This window comes from Trichlorobacter ammonificans, assembly GCF_933509905.1.
GTDB lineage: Bacteria > Desulfobacterota > Desulfuromonadia > Geobacterales > Pseudopelobacteraceae > Trichlorobacter > Trichlorobacter ammonificans.
On the sequence record NZ_OW150024.1, the window covers coordinates 2,237,054 to 2,260,082 of the forward strand.

The window sequence follows — 23,029 nt, forward strand, 5'->3', positions numbered from 1 at the left end:
TTTTATTGGCAGGGGTGCCAGGATTCGAACCTAGGAATGCCGGAATCAAAATCCGGTGCCTTACCGCTTGGCGACACCCCTGCAGCGGTTGATCCTTATAGCAGACCGCCGGTATCCCGTCAAGACTTTCCTGCAACGCCTCCGACTCCGCCCTCTCATGCTCCCGTAAAACGGGCCGGGCGTTTTTCCAGGAAGGCGCTCATCCCTTCCTTCTGGTCCTCTGTACCGAAACTCACGGCAAACAGTTCGGCCTCGTAGCGGCAGGCCTGGGTCAGCTCCATCTCCACGCCGTTCATCACCGCCTCCTTGCAAAGCCGCAGGGCCAGCGGACTCTTGGCGGCCAGCTTGCGCGCCAGTTCACGGGCCGTGGCCATCAGTTCCGCGGCCGGCACCACCCGGTTCACCAGGCCGATGCGGTACGCCTCCTGCGCATCGATCATATCGCCGGTCAGGATCATCTCCAGCGCTCTCCCCTTCCCCACCAGCCGGGGCAGCCGCTGGCTGCCGCCAAAACCGGGCAGGATACCGATGTTCACCTCGGGCTGACCGAAACGGGCCGTTTCCGCGGCGATCCTGATGTCGCAGCTCATGGCCAGCTCGCAGCCGCCACCCAGGGCATAGCCGTTCACCGCCGCGATGACCGGGGTCCCCCCCTGTTCGATGGCGCTGCAGAGCCCCTGGGCCAACTGTGCCAGCTCCCGCGCCTCCAGCGGCCCCATATCCCGCAGCAGGGCGATGTCGCCGCCGGCGATGAACGCCTTCTCGCCGGCGCCGGTGATGATGATCGCTCGCACCTCTTTCGCGGCGTTCATGGTGCGCACGGCATCGTCCAGCTCCCGCAGCGTTACGGTGGTCATGGCATTCATCGCCGACGGCCGGTTGACGGTGATGGTGGCCACCCCTTCCGACAGCTCGGTCAACAGGGTCTCGTAGCTCATTGTCGCGCTCCTTTCGGTATCGGGCTGCTTGCCATTTGCTGCCTGCCCAATTATACTTATCCCGCTTCCGAAGTCCATGCCGTACCCCGCTTGTTTGCGGTAACTGCCGACCCGGACCAATCTTCCCCGTACAGGACACCTGACAACCATGATGCCGTGCCGCACTGCTTTGCTGCTTCTGATCGCCGCCGTTCTTTTCATCGTCCCCCGCCCTTCGACCGCCGCCGCCTCCCCCGAGGTGTCGGTGCCGATCCTGCTCTACCACCGCCTCGGCCCGGTGGTGGCCGACGGCATGACCATGAAGACCCAGGTCTTTGAAGCACAGATGAAGTATCTGCACGACAACGGCTACAGAGTAATCCCGCTGCGCCAGTTGGTGGCCTGGTACCAGGGCAAGGGTCCGGCTCCTGCCCCCAAATCGGTGGTCATTGTTGAGGACGATGCCCACAAATCGGTCTACAGCGACATGCTGCCGGTCATCCGCAAATACCGGTATCCGGTGACCATCTTCGTCTATCCTTCGGCCATTTCCAACGCCAAGTACGCCATGACCTGGGATCAGTTGCGCGAGCTGAAGAAGAGCGGCCTGTTCGACATCCAGTCCCACACCTACTGGCACCCCAACTTCAAACGAGAGCGGAAGAAGCTGGCACCGGCCGCCTACGACAAGCTGGTAATGGAGCAGTTGACCAAATCGAAGAAGAAGCTGGAGCAGGAAGTAGGGGGACCGGTTGACCTGCTGGCCTGGCCCTTCGGCATCTACGACGACCACCTGCTGCAGAAGGCCAGGGAGGCCGGGTACATCGGCACCTTCTCCATCGAGCGCCGACACGCCACCGCCAAGGAAAAGCTGGCCATTCTGCCCCGCTATCTCCTGGTGAATGCCGATAGCGACAAGGCGTTTGTGCAGCTTTTGCAGGGAAATGCCGTCAAAAGAAACGTGGCCTATTGAGTAACGCCGATCCGCCGAAGAAACATCCCTGCCCCGACTGCCGCTTCTGCCAGTGGTGCTCCGATGACCGCTGCCGCCGCTGCCGTAACGAGAACTGCTGCCGCCGGCAACTGTCCCTGCGGGAACAGATCGAGCTGTACGAGCGGATAAACAAAAAGCCGGAAACCTGAGGTTTCCGGCTTTTTCATGTACGCTCGCCCGCACCAGCCTTCGGCTGGTGCGCCTACAACAGCTTGATACCCGCCAGATCCCTGGAACGCTTTACCGCCGCATCCACCGCATCCATGATCAGACCGTGGAACCGGCCGTTCTCCAGGGTATGCAGTGCCGAGATGGTGGTCCCCCCCGGCGAGGTGACCCGGTCGCGCAGCACTGCCGGATGATCGCCGCTCTCCTGCACCAGCTTCGCCGCCCCCAGCAGGGTCTGTACCGCCAGGGCCAGGGCCGTGTCGCGGGACAGACCGTTCTTGACCCCGGCGTCGGCCAGGGCCTCGATGAAGGAGAAGGCGTAGGCCGGCCCGCTGCCGGAAACACCGGTCACCGCATCCATCTGGCGCTCGGTGATGGTGGCCACGGTGCCGACGGTCAGGAACAGTTCGCGGGCGAGGTCCAGGTCGGCAGCATCGGCACGGCGGCCGGCGCAGATGGCGGTGGCGCCGCTTAAGACCAGGGCCGGGGTGTTGGGCATGGCCCGGACGATACGGGTGCCGTTCTGCAGCGACTCCTCGATGGAAATCGTGGAAATGCCGGCCATGATGGAGATCACCAGCTTGTCGGCGGAAACGCTGCCGTCAAGGCCGGAGAGCACGCTGGCCGCGACTTGCGGCTTGACCGCAAGCACGACCATCTGGGAGGCGGCCGCGGCGGCGGTATTCTCCTCAACCGCCTTCACCTTGAGGGTTTCGGCCAAAAACGCCCGCCGCCCGGCGGCCGGTTCCGCCACGATGATCCTGCCCGGCGACATCCCGCCCGCCAGCAGTCCCTTGATCAGGGCCTCCGCCATGTTGCCGCCGCCGATGAAGCCGATAGTCGTATCGAACAGCATCTCACACCCCTCCGTTTGCCTCGATCCGAGGCGCTGCCGTCACCGCAGTCTCTTCCTTCTTGTCCGCGGTGCTGCTCTTGGTAATCATGATCACGCCGACACAGACCAGGGTGATGCCGGCCCAGCGCAGCGGCGATATCTGTTCATGCAGCAAATACTTGGCCAGGATCGCCACCAGCACGTAGTTGAGCGCCTGCATCGGCAAGGCCACCGACAGGTCTTCCCAGGAAAGCACCGCCAGCCAGAGGAAAAAGAAGAGCGCCAGCATGGCGGTGCCCACCACGATCTTCCACTCGGTCATGGCCCGCAAGGCCACCTCCAGGATGCCACGCAGGTTCATGGCCGACAAGTCCCCCAGCTGCTTCATCCCCTTGGCCAGCAGGATGTCCCCCACCGTACCGGCGGTGACGGCCAGCAGCATGATCACAACGGTTTTAAGCATCGCGTTTTTCCTCGCTCCGATAATTGCATAGGGTAATATCCAGTTCCCGCAGCCGCTGCCGCACCCGGGGGCTGACAAGCGCCCTCAGTTCGTCCTCGTGCCGGTACTCCGGCATCCGGCGACTGATCTCCTCGTCCGGCAGGCAACCGGGATGAAAGTAGATTTCCGTCAGCCCCGGATTTAGCTGCTCCAGTATGGCCAGCAGATAGCTTTCCGTCATCCGGCCCGAATTGAGTAGTCCCTTGACCTCTGCTGCGCAGACGATGTTCAGGCGCTGTAAGTTGGGCTGCGCATTGCTGGAGAGCGCCCCGAAAACCAGTCGTTCTACCGCCTTGCCCGCTACCCGGCTGCGGTCATGGGCCAGATTGCGGAGCAGCCGCTCACGGGTGATTCTGAAGCTGGTGATGCCGTGCAGAGGCATCAGTTCCTGCAGCAGCGCGAAAACCGTGGGGTGCATCTGGATGTTCAGGTGTCCGTCGATGTGGGAGAGCGGGAGGCCGGTTTCCTTGATTTTCAGGATCTGGGCCTCGATTTCGGCCCGGAGCTGCTTGCGGATGCTGCAATCAAAAAAAAGCCGCATGCCGACCGCCACCGGGTTGTCCGGAAAACAGCCGTCAGCGCCCAGCAGGCCAGGTATCTGTTCCGGGGGCAACACCGGCCTGCCCTGCACCAAGGTCAGGTGCAGCCCCACCTGCAGGTCGGGATTGCGCCGGGCGATCTCCACCGCTTCGTCAAAGGCTCCGCCGCCGGCCATGAGCGAAGCCTGGGTCAGGATACCCTCCCGCCAGGCGGTCTCCACCGCCCGGTTGACGCCGGAGGACAGCCCGAAATCGTCGGCATTGACAACCAGACGCCTCACAGGCCCCTGCCCGAAGAGGTACTCAGCATGCCGCCTGGTTGCGCCGCTTGCGCATATAGTCGAGGTACTGACGGCCTTCCCTGATCAGCTTGCGCCGCTCCTCGCCGTCCACGATCATCTTGCCGATGCTGCGCAGGATGTACTTGGGACGGAAGTAGAACTTGTCGTAGAACTCCTCCACCGAGTTGAAAATTTCGGCGTTGGAGAGGTGCGGGTAGTTGATCACGCACTTCTGGTGGCCAGTATCGTCGATGAAGTCGTCGGAAGCAATCCAGCCCTGTTCCTTCGCCATGGCGTAGAACTCGGTGCCGGGATAGGGGGAGGCCAGGGAAGCCTGGATGGAATTGAGGTCGAGCTGCTTGGCGTACTCGATGGTTTCGCGGATGGTGTCCCGGGTCTCCCCCGGCAGCCCCATGATGAAGGCGCCGTGCACCGACAGGCCCAGGCGCTTGCAGTCCCTGGTAAACTTGATCGCCTGCTCCTTGGTGACCCCCTTCTTGATGTTCTTCAGGATCTGCTCGCTGCCGGTCTCGTACCCTACCACCACGTGGCGCAGGCCGGCCTCCCGCATGATCTTCAGGGTCTCGTAGTCGCAGTTGGCCCGGGCGTTGATGGTCCAGGAGATTCCCAGCGGCTTGAGCAGGGTGGCCACTTGGCGGGCATGCTCCCGGTTGGCGGTAAAGGTGTCGTCGTCAAAGGACAGCTCCCGCATCTCCGGGATGTTGTCCACGATCCACTTCACCTCCTCGTACACATTCTGCGGGCTGCGGGTACGCATCCGCTGGCCGGAGAAGGTCTGGGGCCAGAGGCAGTAGATGCACTTGGAGGGGCAGCCGCGGCTGGAGTAGATGGAGACGTAGGGACTCTTGAAGTGGGGGATGACATATTCGGCAATCGGCAAATCCCGACGATAGACCGGCGCCACGAACGGCAGGGCGTCCAGATCCTCGATGGGGGGGCGGTCCGGGGTGTGGACGGTTTTGCCGTCCCGGATGAAGCTGATGCCGTCAACCCGCTCCCACTCCCGCCCTTCGCACAGCTCTTTGGTTGAGTAATCGAACTCGCCGCGGCAGACGATGTCGATGGCCCCCTTGCCCGCTTTCAGCGACTCCTCCGGCAGGATGGTGACATGGGGACCGGTCAGCACGGTGACGATCCCGGGCTTCGCCTCCTTGATCCGGCGGGCAGTTTCAATGTCAATGGCCAGGGTGGGGGTGGAGGTGTACATCACCACCATATCGAAATTTCGGGCAATCTCCAGACAGGCGTTCAGGTCAAGCTTTTGCACCGGCGCGTCGACCACCCGCGCCCCCTCGATCATACCGGCGGGAAAACAGAGCCAGGTGGGATACCAGAAGGAGGTCACCTCCCGGGAAGCCTGGTAGCGGGCACCGGCGCCGCCGTCAAAGTCGTCGAAGGTGGGGGGATTCAGAAAAAGCGGTTTCATCACAACTCCTTGATTGTTCGTCAAAAAATCAGAATAGGTGTATGTGATGGGAATGTCAAGAACCCTGCCGAATGACCATAAAAAAAGGGACAGCCGGCAGGCTGTCCCCTGTGATAGGTTACCGGCAGAGCCGGGGCTATTTCTTTTTGGGATCGGGCTTCACGGCCTTGTCGTCTTTCTTCACCTGCTTGGCGATGATCCGGTCCTTGATCTTCTCGTAGACCGGCTCCGGAATCACCTTGCGGGAGACCAGTTGCGCCTTGTTGGCGTAGGGGCGGTTAACCACGATCTTGGCGATATAGGCGTCGCCCAGGCCGGGGATCGCCTTCAACTCCGCATCCGAGGCACTGTTGATGTCCACCGGCTCCTGTTTTTCTCCCTTTTTGGCCTCCGCCGCCTTGGCCGGTTCAACCTTGGACGCAGCCGGTGTGGCAGGTTTTGCGGCCGGCTTGGCCGGCTCCGCGGCAACGGCAAGGGCGGCGGACAACAGCAGGGCACAGGCGGCGCAGCAGAGTCTGGTCACAATCTGTTTCATGGGAGCTACCTCCGTACGGGGTTGGTTGAGCATGCCGGGGTGCAGTTTTAGCAGGGGAAACCGGCTGCTGTCAATCAACGAATGGAGACGAAATCGTCAATGGCATCACACCGTTACCCACGGGAACCGCCATGGCCTCCAAACGGGACACGCCATCCTTGACAACGCCGGACTTCTGGTGTTTTCTGCCATCCGAAATGAGATGGAACCGCGAGGAGGAGACGCATGGAAACAGTGCAGCCGTCGAACGGGAGCACCCTGCGGACGGTATTCAGCCTGCCGGTTATCGTGGCGGCCCTGGGCTATTTTGTCGACATCTACGACCTGGTGCTGTTCAGCATCGTGCGGGTGCCCAGCCTGAAGGCCCTGGGACTGACCGGCCAGGAGCTGGTGGACCAGGGGGTCTTCCTGCTCAACATGCAGATGGCCGGCATGCTGATCGGCGGCATCATCTGGGGGGTACTGGGTGACCGCAAGGGGCGGCTCAAGATCATGTTCGGCTCCATCTTCCTCTACTCGGTGGCCAACCTTGCCAACGGCATGGTCAGCTCCATCGAAGCCTACGCCACCCTGCGCTTCATTGCCGGCATCGGTCTGGCCGGCGAACTGGGGGCCGGCATCACCCTGGTCAGCGAGGTGCTGCACAAAAACGTGCGGGGCTACGGCACCATGATCGTCGCCTCGGTGGGGGTCTCCGGCGCCATCCTGGCCAACGTCATCGCCAAGTCCTACGACTGGCGCACCGCCTTCATCATCGGCGGCATCCTGGGGCTGTTGCTGCTGGCCCTGCGCTTCGGGGTGGCCGAGTCCGGCATGTTCCGCGGCATGGAGAGCCAGGCCCGGCTGCGCAAGGGGAGTTTTCTCTCCCTCTTCACCAGCCGCGACCGCTTCGGACGGTTCTACCACGCCATCATGATCGGCCTTCCCTCTTGGTTCGTGGTGGGGGTGCTGATCACCTTTTCCCCGGAATTCGCCCGGATGCTGGGGGTGCAGGGAACCATCTCCGCCGGCAATGCCGTGATGTACTGCTACATCGGCCTGGTGGCCGGCGACCTGATGAGCGGCCTGTTAAGCCAGCTGCTGCGCAGCCGCAAGAAAGTGGTGCTGCTCTTTCTGCTGCTGACCGTGGCGGCGGTGGGGATCTACTTCACCGCCAGCGGCGTTTCCGAAGCCACCTTCTACGCCATCTGCGGCCTGCTGGGCTTCGGCATCGGCTACTGGGCCGTCTTCGTCACCATTGCCGCCGAGCAGTTCGGCACCAACCTGCGGGCCACCGTGGCCACCTCGGTTCCCAACTTCGTGCGCGGCATGACCGTGCCGATCACCACCCTCTTCCTGGCGCTGCGCAACCAGTTCGGCCTGCAGCAGGGAGCGATCATGGTGGGGGTGCTGAGCCTGGCCATTGCGCTCTTCTCCCTGTGGCGCCTGGAGGAAACCTTTCATAAGGATCTGGATTATTTCGAGGAATTTCTCTAGGCCGGGCCGTGCGCTTGCCCCTTGCCGACGGCGGGGCTGCCATGCTATACAACTACACCGCTTTTGACAGGTTATTGAAAGCCTGAGGTTGCTCAACAATAGTCGGATCGTCGCATCCACCGGAAGGCAGACGGCTGTTTTTCAGCACCCTTTTCAAAGACATCACACGGAGAGGAACCAGCAGACATGAGTCATCAACGCAAACCGGAAATCACCTTCAACTACATCTACAACTACAACTACAATCCCGTGTACACCAACGGCGTCCAGGGGGGCTTCACTCCCCGCGGCGAGCTGGTCATGAACTTCTACCAGGAGCGGCCGGCCCTGCCCAAGGAACTGACCCATGAAATCACCCCGGAAGGCGGCATCGGCGCCCTGACCGAGTCCGACCCCAAGAACCTGAACAGCCTGATGGTCCGTTTCATCGAAAGCGGCGTCACCATGAACTTCCAGACCGCCGCCATGATCCACGCCTGGCTGGGGGAGCAGTTGACCCAGATGCAGGCGGCCATGAAGGCCCAGCAGGAGTTCCTGGAAGGCGGCGCTGCCCAGGAAAGCAACTAACCCCGCGTTTGCGTGATTGTTGAAATCAGACGGCCCGTTGCCTGCGCAACGGGCCGTTTTGCTTTGGCTGCCACCAGTGCCCCCAGGGCCGTACCGGTATCCGCTCCTCGGTGTACCACGTAATCCTGCGAGGTAACGTAAGGCAGGACATCTTCTGCGACGACGCGCAGCGTTACCGCCACCGCGTTCATGCGTTCTGCCTGATGACGAATCAAGATTCATCTGCTGCTTCAGGTGGCCGACGTTCCGTTGTCACGCATCATGCAAAACCTCACCTTCCACTACACCCGTTGGGTTAACTGGCGACAGGGAAAATCAGGGCACCTCTTTCAGGGAAGGTACAAGGCGGTTCTGGTCGATGCCGATGAGTATCTGCTGGAACTTGTGCGCTACCTGCACCTCAATCCGGTCCGTTCCGGTAGTTCTGCTCGATGTTTGTCAAAAAAAGCCGCCTGGGGGTGCAGGCGGCAAGAATTCTCCATCTGCGCCGACCAGGCACAGGGCCTGGTCGGCGCAGATGTTATACAAACTACTGGTGCGCTACATCAGCCGCAGCAGATCTTCCGCTGCTGTGGCAGGTCATGCAGGCGTTAACATTCAGGTTAGCGTGCGCTTGTGCGTGGCTGCCGTCATGACAGGTGATGCAAGCGTTGGCGGTAGGTGTTGTACGCCAGTTGGCAGCATTAGCCGGTGCTCCGGTTCCTTCAACATGGCAGGCTTGACAGTTGTTGGCGTTGGCCGGGAAGACAACACCTCCAAACTGAACCTGATTTAAGATGTAGGAACCAGGGCTGGATGTGTTCTGATGTATTTTGTGAATCACATACTCAAAACTTGCACTGTCGTTGACTGCACTGCCGTTGTAGTTGCCGTTGTCGCTGGTATCGGCGGTGTGGCAGGTTACGCAAAGCTCGATATCATAACCGCGGTGCATCAGTTTACCGGCATGGCATTTGTTGCAGGTATCCATGCTGACAATGTTGCGGGTTTCCGTTACTTTTGCTCCATTGGGCACGAAGTCCAGGAAAGCGGCCTTTTTCATCTTAGCGCCAGCGAGCGCCATGGTCACGCGGTGGGTTTTGGTTGCATCAAAGGTAGTAAAATTTGCCGCATAGGCAGCAGGTAACGGAAGCGTCATAGCTCCACTATATCCAACAGAGGTGGATCTTGGATCAACGTTTGCTGTCGTAAGAGGCATTTTGATATTGCCCGGCACACTGCTGTTGTTCAGCTCAAAGGTGTAGCTGAACTGACCTTTGGCAGCATCAACAATGGCATAGGTACCGGCTGTGTCGGCAGTTGCCTGCAGCACGGGAGCTGAGCCAGCCTGCTTGGTACGGAAACGGTTGGTGTAGCTTACCCATTTGGTTGCACCGTTGGCCCCCTTGACCAGCTTGACCAGCGTAAACTGAGGATAGGGGCCGCCGCCTGAAGTTTTATCGACAAACCCCTCCAGAGTGGTCACGGGCTGATCATTATTGGTTACCGTGAAGAATGCGGTAACTTTGCCGGTTACATCATCAATTTTTACACTGGTGATGGTTGACTGCATGGTGCGCTTGGTTGCATCAGTGGTTGCCGGCAGTTTGGCAGGGTGGACGTTGACGATGTCTGCAGCCTTGTGGCAGAGGGCACAGGCCTGATCGCTGGAAGCAGAACCGCCAACGTGACCGGCGCCGGTCGCCCAGTTGATACCGTCATGGCATGAACCGCAGGTTGCGCGGCTGGGGGTGGTTGTCCAGTTGTCGCCCTGCGGCGTTGCGGCGCCCTTGGAATGACACTTGGCGCAGTTTCTGATGTCCTGGGGGTACTTGACCTTCTCGAAATTCATGGCCGGAACATTGACAGCCGCATCTTCGAAGTTATAGCCGGTTTTTGACAACTTGGTACCCATATGGATCTTGTGAATAAACGTGGTGAAGCTGCCAACTGCAAAACCGTTGATGATGTTGGTGTTCTTGCCGTCATAATTACCATTGGCATCCACTGCTGCTTCTTTTAAGCCATACTTGATCTGCTCGTTGTGGCAAACCACGCAGTATCTGGGATCCTGACGGGTAGCATGGTGAGCTGCAAAGCGTGTGGTGCCGCTGTGACATTCATAACAGGACTCTTTCGTAACAATGTCACGTCGGCTGTCCGCATCTGTCACCACCTTGCCGGTGGCGGGGATGAAGTCAATCACCCGTTCGTAAGGAGTTTTTAACGCATCTGCCCAGTCAGTGTTGGCAAGTCTGCTGGAAACGGCCACGACAAGACGGTGGGTCAGGTTTGGATCATATGACAGGTCACCCAGATCGGCTTTCCGCTTGTCTCCAGAATCGACAAGTGCGTCGGCAAGCCCCTTAACGGTTTTGATGTCAAGCTTGAAGGTGTACTCATAGGTGCCATCACCGTTGTCAACCAGTTTTCCGTCTCGTTCCACGCTGGGATATTTACCGGATTTCTGGTCGGCTGCAATGACGTTGTAATTGATCCACTGGCTGGGAACTCCGTCTTTGGCCGGCACCAGCTTGGCTATGGCGAAGCTCATATTGGCGATCGGTATGCCCGTTACCGGTTTACCGTTTGCTGTCACCTTGAACTTGACCACCGGCGGGCTGTTGATGGTGGGAACACCGATTATGCCACTGTCTTGGTCAAATGAGAGATTCGACCACTCTGTCGGTGTTAAGGCTGCTACCGAGATCGTAGCACCGGCATCCTTGCCGTCTTTTCCGCTTGCGCCATCTTTACCGTCTGAGCAACCGCCCAGCAGCAATGCAGCGGACGCCACCAAACACAGAAAACTCTTAGATCCAATCCACATGCACATCTCCCTTCGCATTCCTTAAGTAGTTTTACGCATGTCACTACTATGCTCTGATTTACGGGCAGGCGGTAATAACTACAGGTTTTTGACTGGTAATTTTATGCAGATGTGGAAATTGATTTGAAGGCGGAAGGGGTTTTACCGGTAAGTTTCTTAAACACTTTTGTGAAGTAGGAGTGTTCTTCAAACCCGAGCTCAAAGGCGATTTCCTTGATCGTGAAGTTTGAATAAAGGAGGAGTCTTTTGGCTTCAGCGATCAGGCGCTCGTCAATAACATCGGAAAGGCATTTCCCGGTGTAAAGCTTGACGACATCTCCTATTTTACGGGGCGAAAGCCCTAACTGAGTTGCATAGAAGCTAACGGTATGTTCGGACTTAAACTTTTTCTCGATGAGCAGATTGAGACTGTTCCAGATACCGAGGGTGCGGGTGAAATCGTGGGGCACTATATCGGAGTGCAGCAGCCGCAGTTCTTCAAGTTTGACGATGAAAGCAGCAAGCAAGTGCCGGAGAGCTTGTAGATGATACGGGTCGGCAGATTTACATTCTGAAGATATTAAAGAAAAGTAGCTTTCTATGCCGGACGACTGTTCGGTGTTTAAATGTAAGGCCGTATGTCCGGCAAAGGGGGAGAACAGTAGATGTGATTCGTTAGGCAGAAACTCTTCCTTGAATCTGATGGTACATCCGAGGCAATCGGGAGCCGGAAAAAGTCGGTGGACGCGGCCTTGGGGAATGACAAGCAGCGTCTGGGCAGGATGTTCGATGATATCCCCGTCAAGCAGATGTTCAGCGGACCCTTGCCGCACCCAGATAATCTCATGATATGAATGCCGGTGGGGTGATTTGACATTGAGGTTTAATTCTGTTGCCAACTCCTTGTCCAATTCAAAAAAATGAAACTGGTCGCACATTTCCTCAAACTTAATTACGATGTGCGGGTCAGATATATCGGTTGCACGGTCCATGTAAAACATGTAGCAAACGCCTCATAGAATGTGAAGAGGCTCCTTCAGACAACGCAAACAAAGCAAGCAAAATCAGTTATTTACAACACCACTCGTCGTAATACTGCGAGAAAGGACACAAAATAAAAAAGAAGCTCCCTGCGGCAGCGGATCGGGGAATGCACTATGAATACCGATCTTCAGGTCGGGATCGACGGAGTGTTGGCCAAAGCCGTCAGCCGTTCAGCAGTTTCACCGTGGCCCGCCCATCCGGGTAGTAGTCGATGATGTTCAGGCAGCCGTAGTTCTGCTCGATGTTGAACATGTTCACCAGCGGTGCGCCGATGGCATGGAGTAGGATCACCCGGTTCACCCCGCCATGCCCCACCAGCAGGATCTCCTGCCCCCGGTGGCGCTCCACCACCTCCCGCACCACCGGCATCACCCGCGCATCCACATCCAGCAGGTTTTCCCCCTGGGTCACCCGGTAGTTCACCAGATCGTTCAGGCGGGCCTGCCATTCCTCGGGCCAGCGGCTCTGAATCTCCTGCCAGGTCAGCCCCTCCCAGATGCCGATGTTCAGCTCCCGCAGTTCGGGGCGGAACACCGGCTGAATGGCGAACTGCCCGCAGATGATCTCCGCGCCGGTGCGGCAGCGGGTCAGGTCGCTGGAGTAGCAGGCGGAGATACGGCTGTCGCTCAGGCGGTCTTTCAATTGATGGTACTGCTCAACCCCCAGGTCGGTGAGGGCAACGTCGGTCTGGCCGTTGTAGCGGCGCTCTTCATGTCCTTCCACCTGGCCGTGGCGGATCAGGTAGATGCGGGTGGACGGGGTCATAGGTTCCTCGCTTACTTACCGCAGCATTTCTTGTACTTCAGCCCACTGCCGCAGGTACAGGGATCGTTGCGGCCCACCTTGCTGACGATGATCGGCTGGTTCTTGACCATCACGCCGTCCGCAAAGTACCAGCGGCCGTCCTGCCTGAGAAACCGGCTGTTCTCGTGATGGGCCCGTGCGGCACCCCCCTGCTCCCGGAAGCGGGCGATGAATTCAACCTGACCGACGTCGTCCGTGGGTCCCCCCTTGTCGGTGGCCACGATCTGCAGCCCCAGCCACTCAGAGCTTTCGGCCCAGGCCCTGGTGCCGTCATGGTCGTAGTTCTGGCGATGGTCGGGATGGGTGCTTTCGAAGACAAAGTCCATCTCGGTGGTGGCGTAGGCCGCATAGCGGGCCCGCATCAGCGCTTCCGCCGTTTCGGCGGGGCGGAGGTTTTTGATGATCGGCAGGCAGCAATCGGTGTAGCTGCTGCCGCTGCCGCAGGGACAGCTGCTCATGACTGATTCTCCTTCTTGATGGTGATGCAGAGGCACTGCCCCTCGGCAAACAGGGTGTCGCCGCAGAACAGGCGGCCGTGCACCATGATTTTGCGCCCTTCAACCGATACCACCCGGCTCTCCAGGGTAACGACCTTCTGAATGGGCAGCATGGCCCGGAAGCTGATGTTGAGGTTCCCCACCACAATGGCGTAGCCGGCGGCCCAGGCGGCCAGCCCCAGGCCCTCGTCCATCACCGCCGCCACGGCGCCGCCGTGGGCGTGACCGGGAGGCCCCTCGGTCTCGGGACCGAACCAGATGCGGGCGTGCAGGTGCTGCTCGGCGTCGCGGAAGTACCGGACCCGGAAACGGTCGCCGTCCGGCTGTCCCGATACGAACCGGAGGGAATCCCCCACCAGGGAGGGGGCATCGAAAAGGGTCCAGTCCGGTGCGCCGCTCAGGTCAACTGCCGCACCGGCTGCATGTTCTTCGGATGATGCCGTCACTGAATCGTCTCCTTCAAAAAAAATCGTCCCCGGTGTGCCGCGGACGGTGCAGCATAGCAGACTGCGTGCTGCGAATAAAGGGGGAACGGTTCGGTGCCGACTATGCTATACTTAATGTGCTGGCAGACTCCATGAGAGGAGGTGGCGGTCATGAAAGGAATGACGATGATGACGATGCCCCACATGCCGCGGCGCATGACGATGATGCCGATGATCGCCCGGCACGAAGCCATGATCCGGCGTATGCCCAACCATAATGTTCATGTCATCACCCATCACGGCAAGATGATGCTGGGACGCAAAGGCCGGACGAAATAGTCCCTGCGTGCCCCGAACGAGAAACGGCCCGGAACTTTTTCCGGGCCGTTGTCCGTTCAGGACTCAAGGCAGTTTCACCACGGTGCGCCCCCGGGCGCCGCCGGCCAGCATGGCACGTATCGCCTCCTCCAGCCCGTCAAGGCCGACCTCGTGCACCGCAGCCCCCAGGTTGTCCAGCTTCCAGTCCGTGGCCAGCCGCTGCCAGACCTGGCGGCGCGGTGCCATGGGGCACTGCACCGAATCGATCCCCAGAAGGCTCACCCCCCGCAGGATAAAGGGAAACACAGTGACGTTCAGTTCCGCCGATGCCACCAGGCCGCAGCAGGTGACGGTACCGCCGTAGCGGGTGGACTTGAGGGTCGCACTCAGGGTGGTGCCCCCCACCACATCCACCACCCCGGCCCACCGCTCCTTCAGAAGCGGCCGCTCGGCCCCCTGCAACAACTCGTCGCGGTGGATCACCGCAGCAGCCCCCAGCCCTTTCAGCAACTCCTCCTCCGCCATTTTTCCGGTGGCGGCGGTGACCCGGTACCCGGCTTTGGCCAGCAAGGCAACGGCGATGCTGCCCACCCCGCCGCTGGCGCCGGTGACCAGGATATCCCCCTGGTCCGGAGTCACGCCGCCTGCCACCAGTTTCAGCACCGACAGGGCCGCGGTGAACCCGGCGGTGCCCAGCGCCATGCTTTCCCGCAGCGAAAGCCCATCCGGCAGCGGCACCACCCAGGCGGACGGTACCCGGATATACTGGCCAAAGCCGCCGCTGGTGTTCATCCCCAGGTCGTAGCCGGTGACCAGCACCTCCGCCCCCACCGGGAAGCTGCCGTCGCTGCAGGCGGCCACCGTGCCGGCGGCGTCGATGCCGGGGGTGTGAGGAAAGTTTTTGGTGACCCCGGGATTGCCGGTGGCGGACAGGGCATCCTTGTAGTTGAGGGAGGACCAGGCCACCCGGATCAGCACCTCTCCGGACGGCAGGTCGGCAACCGCACGCCGGCCGATCCGGCGGCTGAACTGTTTGGGAGCGGTCTCTTCAACGATCAGGGCTGTGAAGCTGGTGGATTCCATGGTTTCTTCCCCCCGTATCCGGCAAACGTCGGTATTGCCTGTGCCTACGATAGAGCTCGCCGGCTGTATCCGTCAATCAGTTTGACATTTGCGGACCCCATTGCTACAACGGGTCACTATTCGCGTCGGACCAGGGGAAGGAGGTGCAAATCCTCCGCTGTCCCGCAGCCGTAACAGGAACTGTTTCCTGAAGCCGGAATGCCTGCCCGATGCATGCTTTACCGAAGACTTGAAAACGTGATGAGGAAGGCCGGATACGAGGCGCATGGAGCGCAGCGACTGAGACATACCATGCCAGGTAGTCGAGGAAGCGAGCACCACGCAACGAAGTAGACGGCCTCCGCAGTAGTTTTTCAAGGCTTTGGTGCGGAACCTCCGTGGAAAGAGGGGCCAAAGCCGTGGTGATTTCATACATGGTTTTCGTGCCCCTGTTCCGGTTGTCGGAGCAGGGGCTTTTCATTTCAGCCCCCTGCCGCCTCACGGCGATAGCTGCGCTGATCCCATCCGTGATCCGGCAGGGGAAACAGGAGCACCCATGTCACGCATTATCCTCGTCACCGGCGGCGCCCGCAGCGGCAAAAGCGGCTTCGCGGAACACCTGGCCCTCTCCCACGGCGCTCCCCGCTGTTATCTGGCCACGGCCCAAGCCTGGGACAAGGAGATGCAAGAGCGGATCGAACGGCACCGGAAACGGCGGAACGATGGCTGGCAGACCGTGGAGGAGCCGCTGCAGCTGGCCTCTACCCTGACCCGGCTGGACGGCGGCTGCCGGGTAATCCTGGTGGACTGCGTGACCCTCTGGCTGACCAACCTGCTGCTGGCCCGTGAGCAGGAGCCCGATGCCGAGGAGCAGATCATTGCCCTGGTTCGCGACCTGACGGAACAGCTGCGCCGGATGACCACCCCGGTGATTCTGGTGACCAACGAGGTGGGATCGGGAATCGTGCCGGAGAACCGGCTGGCCCGCCTGTTCCGCGACCTGGCCGGCCGGGCCAATCAACTGCTGGCTGCTGCCGCCGATGAGGTGCAGGTCGTGATCAGCGGCTTGCCGCTCAAACTGAAGTAACGCTGCCCTGCCCCATTACCACAGCCCCACGAGGAGACTCCCATGCTTACTTCCACCCTTTCAGCCATTACTCCCCTTGATGCAGCATTTCTCGCCAGCATCCAGGCCCGCCTGGACAACAAGACCAAGCCCCTGGGCTCCCTGGGACGGCTGGAGGAGTTCGCCTGCCGCATCTGCGCCATCCACGGCAGCGACACGCCGGACCTTGCAAAAAAGGTAATCTTCACCTTTGCCGCGGACCACGGCATCACCGAGGAAGGGGTATCCCTCTATCCCCGGGAGGTGACGGCCCAGATGGTGCTGAACTTCCTGCGGGGCGGGGCCGGGGTCAACGTGCTGGCCCGCCATGCCGGGGCCGAGGTGCGGGTGGTGGATGTGGGGGTTGACCACGACTTCGGTGACTGTCCGGGGCTGATCCATGCCAAGGTGGCCCGGGGCACCCGCAACTTTGCCAGGGGACCGGCCATGACCCGTGACGAACTGGCGGCGGCCCTTGTCGTGGGCATCAGGCTGGCCGACCAGTGCAAGGCCGAAGGGATCGGCCTGGTGGGAACCGGCGAGATGGGGATCGGCAACACCAGCCCCTCCTCGGCCATCATCGCCGCCATCGGCGGCTTCACGCCGGAACAGGTGACCCACCGCGGCACCGGCATCGGCGACGAGGCACTGCGGGTCAAAATCACTGCCATCGGGAACGGGCTGGAGCTGAACCGGCCGGACCCGGCCGACCCCCTGGAGGTGCTGCAGAAGGTGGGCGGCCTGGAAATCGCGGCCATTGCCGGGCTGGTGCTGGGCTGCGCCGCCAACCGGATTCCGGTGATCGCGGACGGCTTCATCTCCACCGCCGGGGCGCTCATCGCCAGTGAACTCACCCCCCATGTGAAAGAGTACCTCTTTGCGGCCCACGAATCGGTGGAGGTGGGACATCGCTTCATGCTGGAGCGGATCGGCATCCGGCCGATCCTGAATCTGGACCTGCGCCTGGGGGAAGGGACCGGCGGAGCCCTGGCCATGCCGCTTCTGGAAGCCGGAGTAAAGATCCTGGCCGAGATGGCGACGTTTGAACAGGCCGGCGTCACCGGCCATTAAGCGGTTGTTGAAAACAGCCATCTCGCCGCCGTCCTCAAAAGCCCCTGTGTGCGGTGTAGCGCTGCTACGCCTCCGTGGGGCTTTTTGCGGGTGCGACGATCTGACTATTTCTGAACAACCTTACGTTTGTTAACAATGTGTTAATGGAGCGTCCATGAAAACCCAGCTTGAGCAGGCCCGCGAGGGGATCGTTACCCCCCAGATGCAGCAGGTGGCGGACAACGAAGGGGTCTGCGCCGAGCAGGTCCGCAGCGGCGTGGCTGCCGGCACCATCGTCATCCCCTGGAACCACAACCGCAAGCCGGCGCGGGTGGCCGGCATCGGCGCGGGGTTGCGCACCAAGGTGAACGCCTCCATCGGCACCTCCTCCGACATCATCGATTATGCCGCTGAAGTCAGAAAGGCTCTGGCTGCCCAGGAAACCGGGGCCGACACCCTGATGGAACTGTCGGTGGGCGGCGACCTGGACCGGGTGCGGCAGGAGGTGATCGCCGCCGTTGACCTGCCGGTGGGCAATGTGCCGCTCTACCAGGCGTTCTGCGAAGCGGCCCGCAAATACGGCGATCCCAACCGGCTTGACCCGGAGGAGCTGTTCGACCTGATCGAGCGCCAGTGTGCCGACGGCATGGCCTTCATGGCGGTGCACTGCGGCATCAACTTCTGCACCATTGAACGCCTGAAAAAGCAGGGCTACCGCTACGGCGGCCTGGTCAGCAAGGGGGGAGTCTCCATGGTGGCCTGGATGCTGGCCAACAACCGGGAAAACCCGCTCTATGAGCAGTTTGACCGGGTGGCGGCCATCCTGAAAAAGTATGACACGGTACTGTCGCTGGGGAACGGCCTGCGGGCCGGGGCGATCCACGATTCATCGGACCGGGCCCAGATTCAGGAGCTGCTTTTCAACTGCGAACTGGCCGAGCTGGGGCGGGAGATGGGCTGCCAGATGCTGGTGGAGGGACCGGGCCATGTGCCGCTGGATGAGATCGAGGGGAATATCAAGCTGCAGAAGCGGATGAGCGGCAACGCCCCCTACTACATGCTGGGGCCGATCCCCACCGACGTGGCTCCCGGCTTCGACCACATCACCGCCGCCATCGGCGCGGCCCAGTCCAGCCGCTTCGGGGCCGACCTGATCTGCTACATCACCCCGGCTGAGCACCTGGCCCTGCCCACGGAGCAGGACGTGCGGGACGGGGTCAAGGCAGCCCGCATCGCCGCCTATATTGGGGACATGAACAAATACCCGGAACGGATGCGGCAGCGGGACAAGGAGATGTCCAAGGCCCGCCGCGACCTGGACTGGCAGAAGCAGTTCGAGTTGGCCCTGTTCCCGGAGGATGCCCGGGCCATCCGGGCCGGCCGCACCCCGGAGGATGAGGCCACCTGCACCATGTGCGGCGACTTCTGCGCCTCCCGGGGGGCGGGCAAACTGTTTGCCGCCGACCTGCGGGGCGACAAAGCCTGATGACAGGGTACCCGGCCGCTGGTATCATACTCTGCCACGATCCCGCAGCCGAAGGAACGCCATGACCACTCCCGTTGAAACATCCCTGCATCGGACCCTGCCCCTGACCGACGACCTGAAGGCCCGCCGGCGCTACATGGTTGTCGATGAACCGGTTGCCGGCAACTTCCGCTTCGGCCTGTTGCTGGAAGATCTGGACATCATGGCGGAGCAGGCCGCCCTGGGGTACGCCCGCAGCATCCACCCCGACGCCAAGGTGGTCACCGCCGCCATCGACAACATCATTGTCCGTCATGTGGTGGATATCGACCGGGACATCCAGATCGATGCCCGGATCAACCAGGTGGGACGCTCCTCCATGGTGGTGGGGATGCGGGTGGAGCATGCCGGCAACCCGCCCACCCATATCGCCTCCTGCTACTTCACCATGGTGGCCCGGGGTGGCGAGGCGGCGGAAGAAAGCCGCGTGCTGCCCCCGCTTGAGTATCGGGACGAGCTGGAGCAGCGCCGGGCCGAGAAGGCCCTGAAGGAGCGGGAACTGTACCGCCAGCAGCAGGCTGCCCTGAAGGAGCCCCCCAGCCGCGAGGAGTACGAGCTTTTGCAACGGCTGCACCTGGCCCAGGACGATCCCGGCTTCAGCGGTCTCAAGGCTGACCGTCTGGTGGTGGATGCCTGGGAGCGGATGTACCCGGAGCAGGAGTACGTGCCGCACCGCATCTTCGGCGGCTACATTATCCGCCGGGCCTACGAACTCTCCTCCATCTGCGCCGAGCTGGTGGCCCCCAACCGGCCGATCATTGCGGCGGTCAACCGGATCAACTTCTTTCATCCGGTCCGGCTGGGGGACAAACTGCACTACACCTGCCGGGTGGTCTACACCGACGAAAGCTTCATCTGCGTCGAAGCCGGCATCGAGCGGGTCAGCCGCGACCGCACCAGCAAGGCCCTCTCCAACTCCTGCCTGTTCACCTTTGTCAACGTGGACAGCGACCTGCGCCACCAGCCGGTGCCTCCCATCTACCCCACCACCTATGCCGAGGATGCCCGCTACCTGGCGGCACACCGCAGCCACCGAGCCATGGCCGGGCACTACGCCCTGATCTGAAGTATGGACGGAGATCAGGATATTTCCGCCGGCTCCTCCCGGATAAAGAGCAGAAACGCCATGGCCGGCCGCCGGCTGCTCTCCCGCATGGCGAACTGCATGCCGTCGAACCGCCAGCCTTTGGCGGTCCACTCGTTCAACGCCTCTTCAATGGCCTCTTCCGTCACATTGGACAGCTCGACAACCTTGTACTGCAGCATGGTCACCCCACAGCTTTTTTATTGACACGACATAAAAAATACACTAAATGGATAGTTCCTTTCCGGCGGAAGTTCAGCCGGTTGTCATCCACCCAGATGGCTGCTTAGCTCAGTTGGTTAGAGCATACGCTTCATACGCGTGCGGTCCGGGGTTCGAGTCCCTGAGCAGCCACCAAAACTTAGTCCGGCATAGTCCGTTGCAGTACAGAAGCCCTTGAGAAATCAAGGGCTTTTTCTTTTTTATTGTCCGCCGTTGTCCGTATTACTCTACCCGAATCCAGAATCCGTATCGGCGCCATGCCCCTTGAAGAGGTGAAGGCGCCGGACCCGCTCAAGGCGCTGCAACGAGTCGAGGCGAGAGGATTGCTTGAAACCGCCCACCGTGTCAAGACCATCATCGCTCAGGTACTGCGCCATGCCATCGTCCACGGACGACGGGCGGATCGTGACTGCACGGCAGACGTGAAAGGCGCGATCCGTGCCGCATTGAGCAAGGTGATGCTTGCAGGAAAGGGGCTCAACGTCATATTCTCTTGAAACGAACAACATGGCTCATGACGGTGCCACAATGCGCCACGGCTCTGATCTCACCGTGTTTATTGGTGATTTATCGAATTCACCAGAACACAAGGCAGTTTTCGGAGCCTTCGTTTGTCCAGGCAGACCAGAGGACGACAGTGGCTCGCGCCCAACTGTTTCTGTCCAAGAAATCAATTGGATAGCCTTATCCTGTCCCCTTTTTCTCGTCAAGTTGTCCCTCGGAGCGCTGCTTCGTCGACAGCTGCGGATATTCTGGTATACTCGGCTCGGGAGAGTTCAGACGATGAGAACCGCCGTTACCATAGCTCTGTTCTGCGCCGGCGGCGGGCTGGCCCGGTACTATCTTTCCGGCTGGATCTACAGCCTGGCGGGGCGGGAGTTCCCCTGGGGGACGCTGGCGGTGAACGTGATCGGCGCCTTCTGTATCGGCGTGGTCATGGAGTTGGGAATGCGCGGCACCCTGCTGCCCGAAACGTTGCGGGTCGGGATCGCGGTCGGCTTTCTGGGCGGCTTGACCACCTTTTCCACCTTCAGCTACGAAACCTTCACCCTGCTGCGGGACGGGCAGTTTCTGGCGGCCTTCGCCAATGTGCTGGTCAGCGTGCTGATCTGTCTCCTCTGCACCTGGCTCGGTATCGTAACGGTGCGGTCGCTCACCTGACGGAGGCTCGGCATGACAAAACTGATCGGCGAGCAGCAGTTGATGCGGATTTTCATCGGCGAGGGGGATCGCCACGGTCAGCGGCCGCTCTACGAGGCGCTGGTGGAACTGCTGCGGTGCGAAGGAGTTGCCGGCGTCACCGTGGTGCGGGGGATTTGCGGTTTCGGTGCCAATCGGATTTTTCACACTCAAAAGCTGCTGGATCTCTCCGCCGACCTGCCGATTATCGTCGAGGCGGTGGACAGTCCGGAGGCGATCAGCGCCGTCATGCCGCAGATCGATGCCATGATGAGCGGCGGCATGATCACCCTGGAGAAGGCCACGGTCATCCGTTACAGCCACAAGAAGCCATGAACCGGGAGGGGGAGAAGATGAGCATACGATTCGTCTGTCTGTCGTCAACGGGAGCATTGCTGCTGCTGGCGTCGTCGGTGATGGCCGCCGAGAAGCCGCATCCGCCCTACCCCCACTACTGGATGAGCATTGCCACCTCGAACCAGAGCATACCGGGCATGTCGGAACAGATGGCCGGCATGGCCGCTCGGTTCGGCGGACGTGGTGCGGCCTTCGGACCGCGACGGGAACTGCTGCTGCAGCTTGAAACCCCTCGGGTGGTGCAGGAGCCGAAGGCCGACCACCTGATCCCGCCGGGACAAAAGATGGGTGAGCGTCTTCCCCTGGTGACGCCGGTACAGGAAAAAACCGACTACCGGCCGGAACGGGGCGAACGGGAGAAGCCGGAACAGATTGAAAAGCCCAAGGTGCGGATGCTGATCTACTGGGGCTGCGGTGATACCGTGCCCAAGGGGCAGCCACGGGTGGTCGATACCGCCACCATGTCCCCGGCCGAGTTCGGTCGCGCCCTTGCCGGCCGCAGCGCCAGTCCGCAGACACCGCCCCTGCCGCGTAAAGGCTGGACCTATGCCGATTGGCCCAACGCCGATGATCGCCAGGACATCCCCAAGGATGCCTCGCTTCTGGGCAGCCACCAGGTCAAGGGGAATTACCTGCCGGACATATCGTTCGCCCTGGACCAGAAACGGGATTTCATGGTGCCGGTGGAATTTTCCACCATGAACCGTACCGCTGCCGGAGCCTGGCAGTTCCAGTGGAAGGCCATTCCCACGGCCAGTGCCTACTTTGCCACCGCCATGGGGCATAACCAGAAAACCGGAGAGACCATTGTCTGGTCAGCCAGCGACGTTCCCGAAACCGGTTTCGGCCTGATGGGCTACCTCACCAACGGCGACGTGCAACGATTTCTGAAAGATCGGGTCATCATGCCGGCCAGCCGCACCAACTGTACCATCCCAGCCGGTGTGTTCGGCGAGGTCGAGGGGGTCATGCTCCAGTTCATCGCCTACGGAGAAGAGTTGAATATTGTGCATCCGCCGCGGCCGAAGGATCCGAAACAGCCCTGGAATCCCCAGTGGTCGGTGAAGGTGCGACTCAAGTCCACCGCCTCCTCGCCGCTCATGGCTGCCGACGGGGAACAGGAAGATGCGCGCCGCCGCCCGGCCAAGCGCTCCGATGGCGACGACGAGCGTCAGGAACCGTCGTCCCGTCCCGAAAAACCGGCTGGGGGAGTGCTGGACGGTTTCAAGGGACTACTCGGCTTCTGAACCGCAAAATCTGCTGGAACTTGGCGGAACCGGTATGTTAAGCTGCTGCAATTGATGACGG

General features: G+C 61.0%; 26 protein-coding genes, 2 tRNA genes, 1 pseudogene and 1 riboswitch. Of the genes and pseudogenes, 15 read left to right on the top strand and 14 right to left on the bottom strand.

Annotated features, from left to right (window positions below; all coding sequences use genetic code 11):
* Positions 1-6: 6 nt before the first annotated feature.
* Positions 7-81, bottom strand: a tRNA-Gln gene (locus RAK07_RS10105).
* A gap of 74 nt (positions 82-155) precedes the next feature.
* Positions 156-938 carry an enoyl-CoA hydratase-related protein gene (locus tag RAK07_RS10110; protein ID WP_305732710.1) on the bottom strand — a complete coding sequence of 261 codons (783 nt, stop codon included), beginning with the start codon at positions 936-938 and terminating at the stop codon, positions 156-158.
* Between the two features lie 151 nt (positions 939-1,089).
* Between RAK07_RS10110 and RAK07_RS10115 the strand changes: the two genes are divergently transcribed.
* Together RAK07_RS10115 and RAK07_RS10120 are read left to right on the top strand one after the other, a co-directional pair.
* Positions 1,090-1,890, top strand: a complete 801-nt coding sequence (locus tag RAK07_RS10115; RefSeq protein WP_305733508.1) for a polysaccharide deacetylase family protein — start codon at positions 1,090-1,092, stop codon at positions 1,888-1,890.
* Entirely contained in the window at positions 1,887-2,060 is a 174-nt protein-coding gene (locus tag RAK07_RS10120; protein ID WP_305732711.1) for a hypothetical protein, read from the top strand. Before RAK07_RS10115 ends, RAK07_RS10120 begins: the two co-directional genes overlap by 4 nt.
* Before the next feature lie 53 nt (positions 2,061-2,113).
* On the opposite strand, the gene proC is transcribed toward RAK07_RS10120, so the two are convergent.
* The 5 genes from proC to RAK07_RS10145 all read right to left on the bottom strand — a co-directional run bounded on the left by proC (position 2,114) and on the right by RAK07_RS10145 (position 6,218).
* Entirely contained in the window at positions 2,114-2,935 is an 822-nt protein-coding gene (gene proC, locus RAK07_RS10125) for a pyrroline-5-carboxylate reductase (protein ID WP_305732712.1), read from the bottom strand.
* A gap of 1 nt (position 2,936) precedes the next feature.
* Entirely contained in the window at positions 2,937-3,377 is a 441-nt protein-coding gene (locus RAK07_RS10130; protein WP_305732713.1) for an EamA family transporter, read from the bottom strand.
* Positions 3,370-4,236, bottom strand: coding sequence for a hopanoid biosynthesis-associated protein HpnK (hpnK, locus tag RAK07_RS10135; RefSeq protein ID WP_305732714.1), 867 nt, complete (start codon positions 4,234-4,236; stop codon positions 3,370-3,372). The genes RAK07_RS10130 and hpnK overlap by 8 nt, the downstream gene beginning before the upstream one ends.
* Before the next feature lie 22 nt (positions 4,237-4,258).
* Positions 4,259-5,683, bottom strand: coding sequence for a hopanoid biosynthesis associated radical SAM protein HpnJ (gene hpnJ, locus RAK07_RS10140; RefSeq protein ID WP_305732715.1), 1,425 nt, complete (start codon positions 5,681-5,683; stop codon positions 4,259-4,261).
* A gap of 136 nt (positions 5,684-5,819) precedes the next feature.
* Complete coding sequence (locus RAK07_RS10145) at positions 5,820-6,218, bottom strand: ComEA family DNA-binding protein (protein WP_305732716.1); 399 nt, start codon at positions 6,216-6,218, stop codon at positions 5,820-5,822.
* Positions 6,219-6,443: 225 nt separating this feature from the next.
* Between RAK07_RS10145 and RAK07_RS10150 the strand changes: the two genes are divergently transcribed.
* From RAK07_RS10150 to RAK07_RS10160, 3 genes and pseudogenes are all read left to right on the top strand, one after another.
* On the top strand, positions 6,444-7,694 hold the full coding sequence (locus RAK07_RS10150; RefSeq protein ID WP_305732717.1) for an MFS transporter: 1,251 nt from the start codon (positions 6,444-6,446) through the stop codon (positions 7,692-7,694).
* Between the two features lie 186 nt (positions 7,695-7,880).
* Positions 7,881-8,261 (top strand): hypothetical protein, encoded by a 381-nt coding sequence (locus RAK07_RS10155; RefSeq protein WP_305732718.1) that lies wholly within the window; start codon positions 7,881-7,883, stop codon positions 8,259-8,261.
* Between the two features lie 110 nt (positions 8,262-8,371).
* Positions 8,372-8,678, top strand: a pseudogene (locus RAK07_RS10160) (transposase); the annotation flags it as partial.
* A 112-nt stretch (positions 8,679-8,790) separates the two neighbouring features.
* Here RAK07_RS10160 and RAK07_RS10165 read toward each other — a convergent pair.
* The 5 genes from RAK07_RS10165 to RAK07_RS10185 form a co-directional block, all read right to left on the bottom strand.
* Positions 8,791-11,070: an OmcA/MtrC family decaheme c-type cytochrome gene (locus RAK07_RS10165; protein WP_305732719.1), complete on the bottom strand. Its 2,280-nt coding sequence runs from the start codon at positions 11,068-11,070 to the stop codon at positions 8,791-8,793.
* 101 nt (positions 11,071-11,171) lie between these two features.
* Positions 11,172-12,050, bottom strand: coding sequence for a helix-turn-helix domain-containing protein (locus RAK07_RS10170; RefSeq protein ID WP_305732720.1), 879 nt, complete (start codon positions 12,048-12,050; stop codon positions 11,172-11,174).
* A gap of 205 nt (positions 12,051-12,255) precedes the next feature.
* Complete coding sequence (gene cobC / locus RAK07_RS10175; RefSeq protein ID WP_305732721.1) at positions 12,256-12,858, bottom strand: alpha-ribazole phosphatase; 603 nt, start codon at positions 12,856-12,858, stop codon at positions 12,256-12,258.
* Positions 12,859-12,869: 11 nt separating this feature from the next.
* On the bottom strand, positions 12,870-13,355 hold the full coding sequence (locus RAK07_RS10180) for a YchJ family protein (protein ID WP_305732722.1): 486 nt from the start codon (positions 13,353-13,355) through the stop codon (positions 12,870-12,872).
* The gene (locus RAK07_RS10185) at positions 13,352-13,840 is read right to left on the bottom strand and encodes a PaaI family thioesterase (RefSeq protein WP_374215760.1); all 489 of its coding nucleotides are present in this window, start codon (positions 13,838-13,840) and stop codon (positions 13,352-13,354) included. The genes RAK07_RS10180 and RAK07_RS10185 overlap by 4 nt, the downstream gene beginning before the upstream one ends.
* Before the next feature lie 150 nt (positions 13,841-13,990).
* Between RAK07_RS10185 and RAK07_RS10190 the strand changes: the two genes are divergently transcribed.
* Positions 13,991-14,158 carry a hypothetical protein gene (locus RAK07_RS10190; protein ID WP_305732723.1) on the top strand — a complete coding sequence of 56 codons (168 nt, stop codon included), beginning with the start codon at positions 13,991-13,993 and terminating at the stop codon, positions 14,156-14,158.
* Between the two features lie 63 nt (positions 14,159-14,221).
* Here the strand turns inward: RAK07_RS10190 and RAK07_RS10195 are convergent, their stop codons facing one another.
* Positions 14,222-15,220 (bottom strand): YhdH/YhfP family quinone oxidoreductase, encoded by a 999-nt coding sequence (locus tag RAK07_RS10195; protein WP_305732724.1) that lies wholly within the window; start codon positions 15,218-15,220, stop codon positions 14,222-14,224.
* A gap of 93 nt (positions 15,221-15,313) precedes the next feature.
* Positions 15,314-15,444: riboswitch (cobalamin riboswitch) on the top strand.
* Positions 15,445-15,755: 311 nt separating this feature from the next.
* On the opposite strand from RAK07_RS10195, the gene cobU reads away from it, so the two are divergent.
* The 4 genes from cobU to RAK07_RS10215 all read left to right on the top strand — a co-directional run bounded on the left by cobU (position 15,756) and on the right by RAK07_RS10215 (position 19,945).
* Positions 15,756-16,286 (top strand): bifunctional adenosylcobinamide kinase/adenosylcobinamide-phosphate guanylyltransferase, encoded by a 531-nt coding sequence (gene cobU, locus RAK07_RS10200; RefSeq protein ID WP_305732725.1) that lies wholly within the window; start codon positions 15,756-15,758, stop codon positions 16,284-16,286.
* Positions 16,287-16,328: 42 nt separating this feature from the next.
* Positions 16,329-17,375, top strand: a complete 1,047-nt coding sequence (cobT, locus tag RAK07_RS10205; protein WP_305732726.1) for a nicotinate-nucleotide--dimethylbenzimidazole phosphoribosyltransferase — start codon at positions 16,329-16,331, stop codon at positions 17,373-17,375.
* Positions 17,376-17,529: 154 nt separating this feature from the next.
* On the top strand, positions 17,530-18,840 hold the full coding sequence (gene thiC, locus RAK07_RS10210; RefSeq protein WP_305732727.1) for a phosphomethylpyrimidine synthase ThiC: 1,311 nt from the start codon (positions 17,530-17,532) through the stop codon (positions 18,838-18,840).
* 61 nt (positions 18,841-18,901) lie between these two features.
* The gene (locus RAK07_RS10215; RefSeq protein ID WP_305732728.1) at positions 18,902-19,945 is read left to right on the top strand and encodes a hotdog domain-containing protein; all 1,044 of its coding nucleotides are present in this window, start codon (positions 18,902-18,904) and stop codon (positions 19,943-19,945) included.
* Positions 19,946-19,959: 14 nt separating this feature from the next.
* Here RAK07_RS10215 and RAK07_RS10220 read toward each other — a convergent pair whose 3' ends face one another.
* A complete protein-coding gene (locus RAK07_RS10220; RefSeq protein WP_305732729.1) occupies positions 19,960-20,145 on the bottom strand; it encodes a DUF4177 domain-containing protein in 186 nt (61 codons plus the stop codon).
* 98 nt (positions 20,146-20,243) lie between these two features.
* On the opposite strand from RAK07_RS10220, the gene RAK07_RS10225 reads away from it, so the two are divergent.
* From RAK07_RS10225 to RAK07_RS10245, 5 genes are all read left to right on the top strand, one after another.
* Positions 20,244-20,320, top strand: a tRNA-Met gene (locus tag RAK07_RS10225).
* A 122-nt stretch (positions 20,321-20,442) separates the two neighbouring features.
* Positions 20,443-20,682: a phage integrase central domain-containing protein gene (locus RAK07_RS10230; protein WP_305732730.1), complete on the top strand. Its 240-nt coding sequence runs from the start codon at positions 20,443-20,445 to the stop codon at positions 20,680-20,682.
* Positions 20,683-20,968: 286 nt separating this feature from the next.
* Complete coding sequence (crcB, locus tag RAK07_RS10235) at positions 20,969-21,346, top strand: fluoride efflux transporter CrcB (RefSeq protein ID WP_305732731.1); 378 nt, start codon at positions 20,969-20,971, stop codon at positions 21,344-21,346.
* Positions 21,347-21,358: 12 nt separating this feature from the next.
* Positions 21,359-21,700, top strand: coding sequence for a DUF190 domain-containing protein (locus RAK07_RS10240; protein ID WP_305732732.1), 342 nt, complete (start codon positions 21,359-21,361; stop codon positions 21,698-21,700).
* A gap of 17 nt (positions 21,701-21,717) precedes the next feature.
* The gene (locus tag RAK07_RS10245) at positions 21,718-22,968 is read left to right on the top strand and encodes a hypothetical protein (RefSeq protein WP_305732733.1); all 1,251 of its coding nucleotides are present in this window, start codon (positions 21,718-21,720) and stop codon (positions 22,966-22,968) included.
* Positions 22,969-23,029 lie beyond the last annotated feature (61 nt).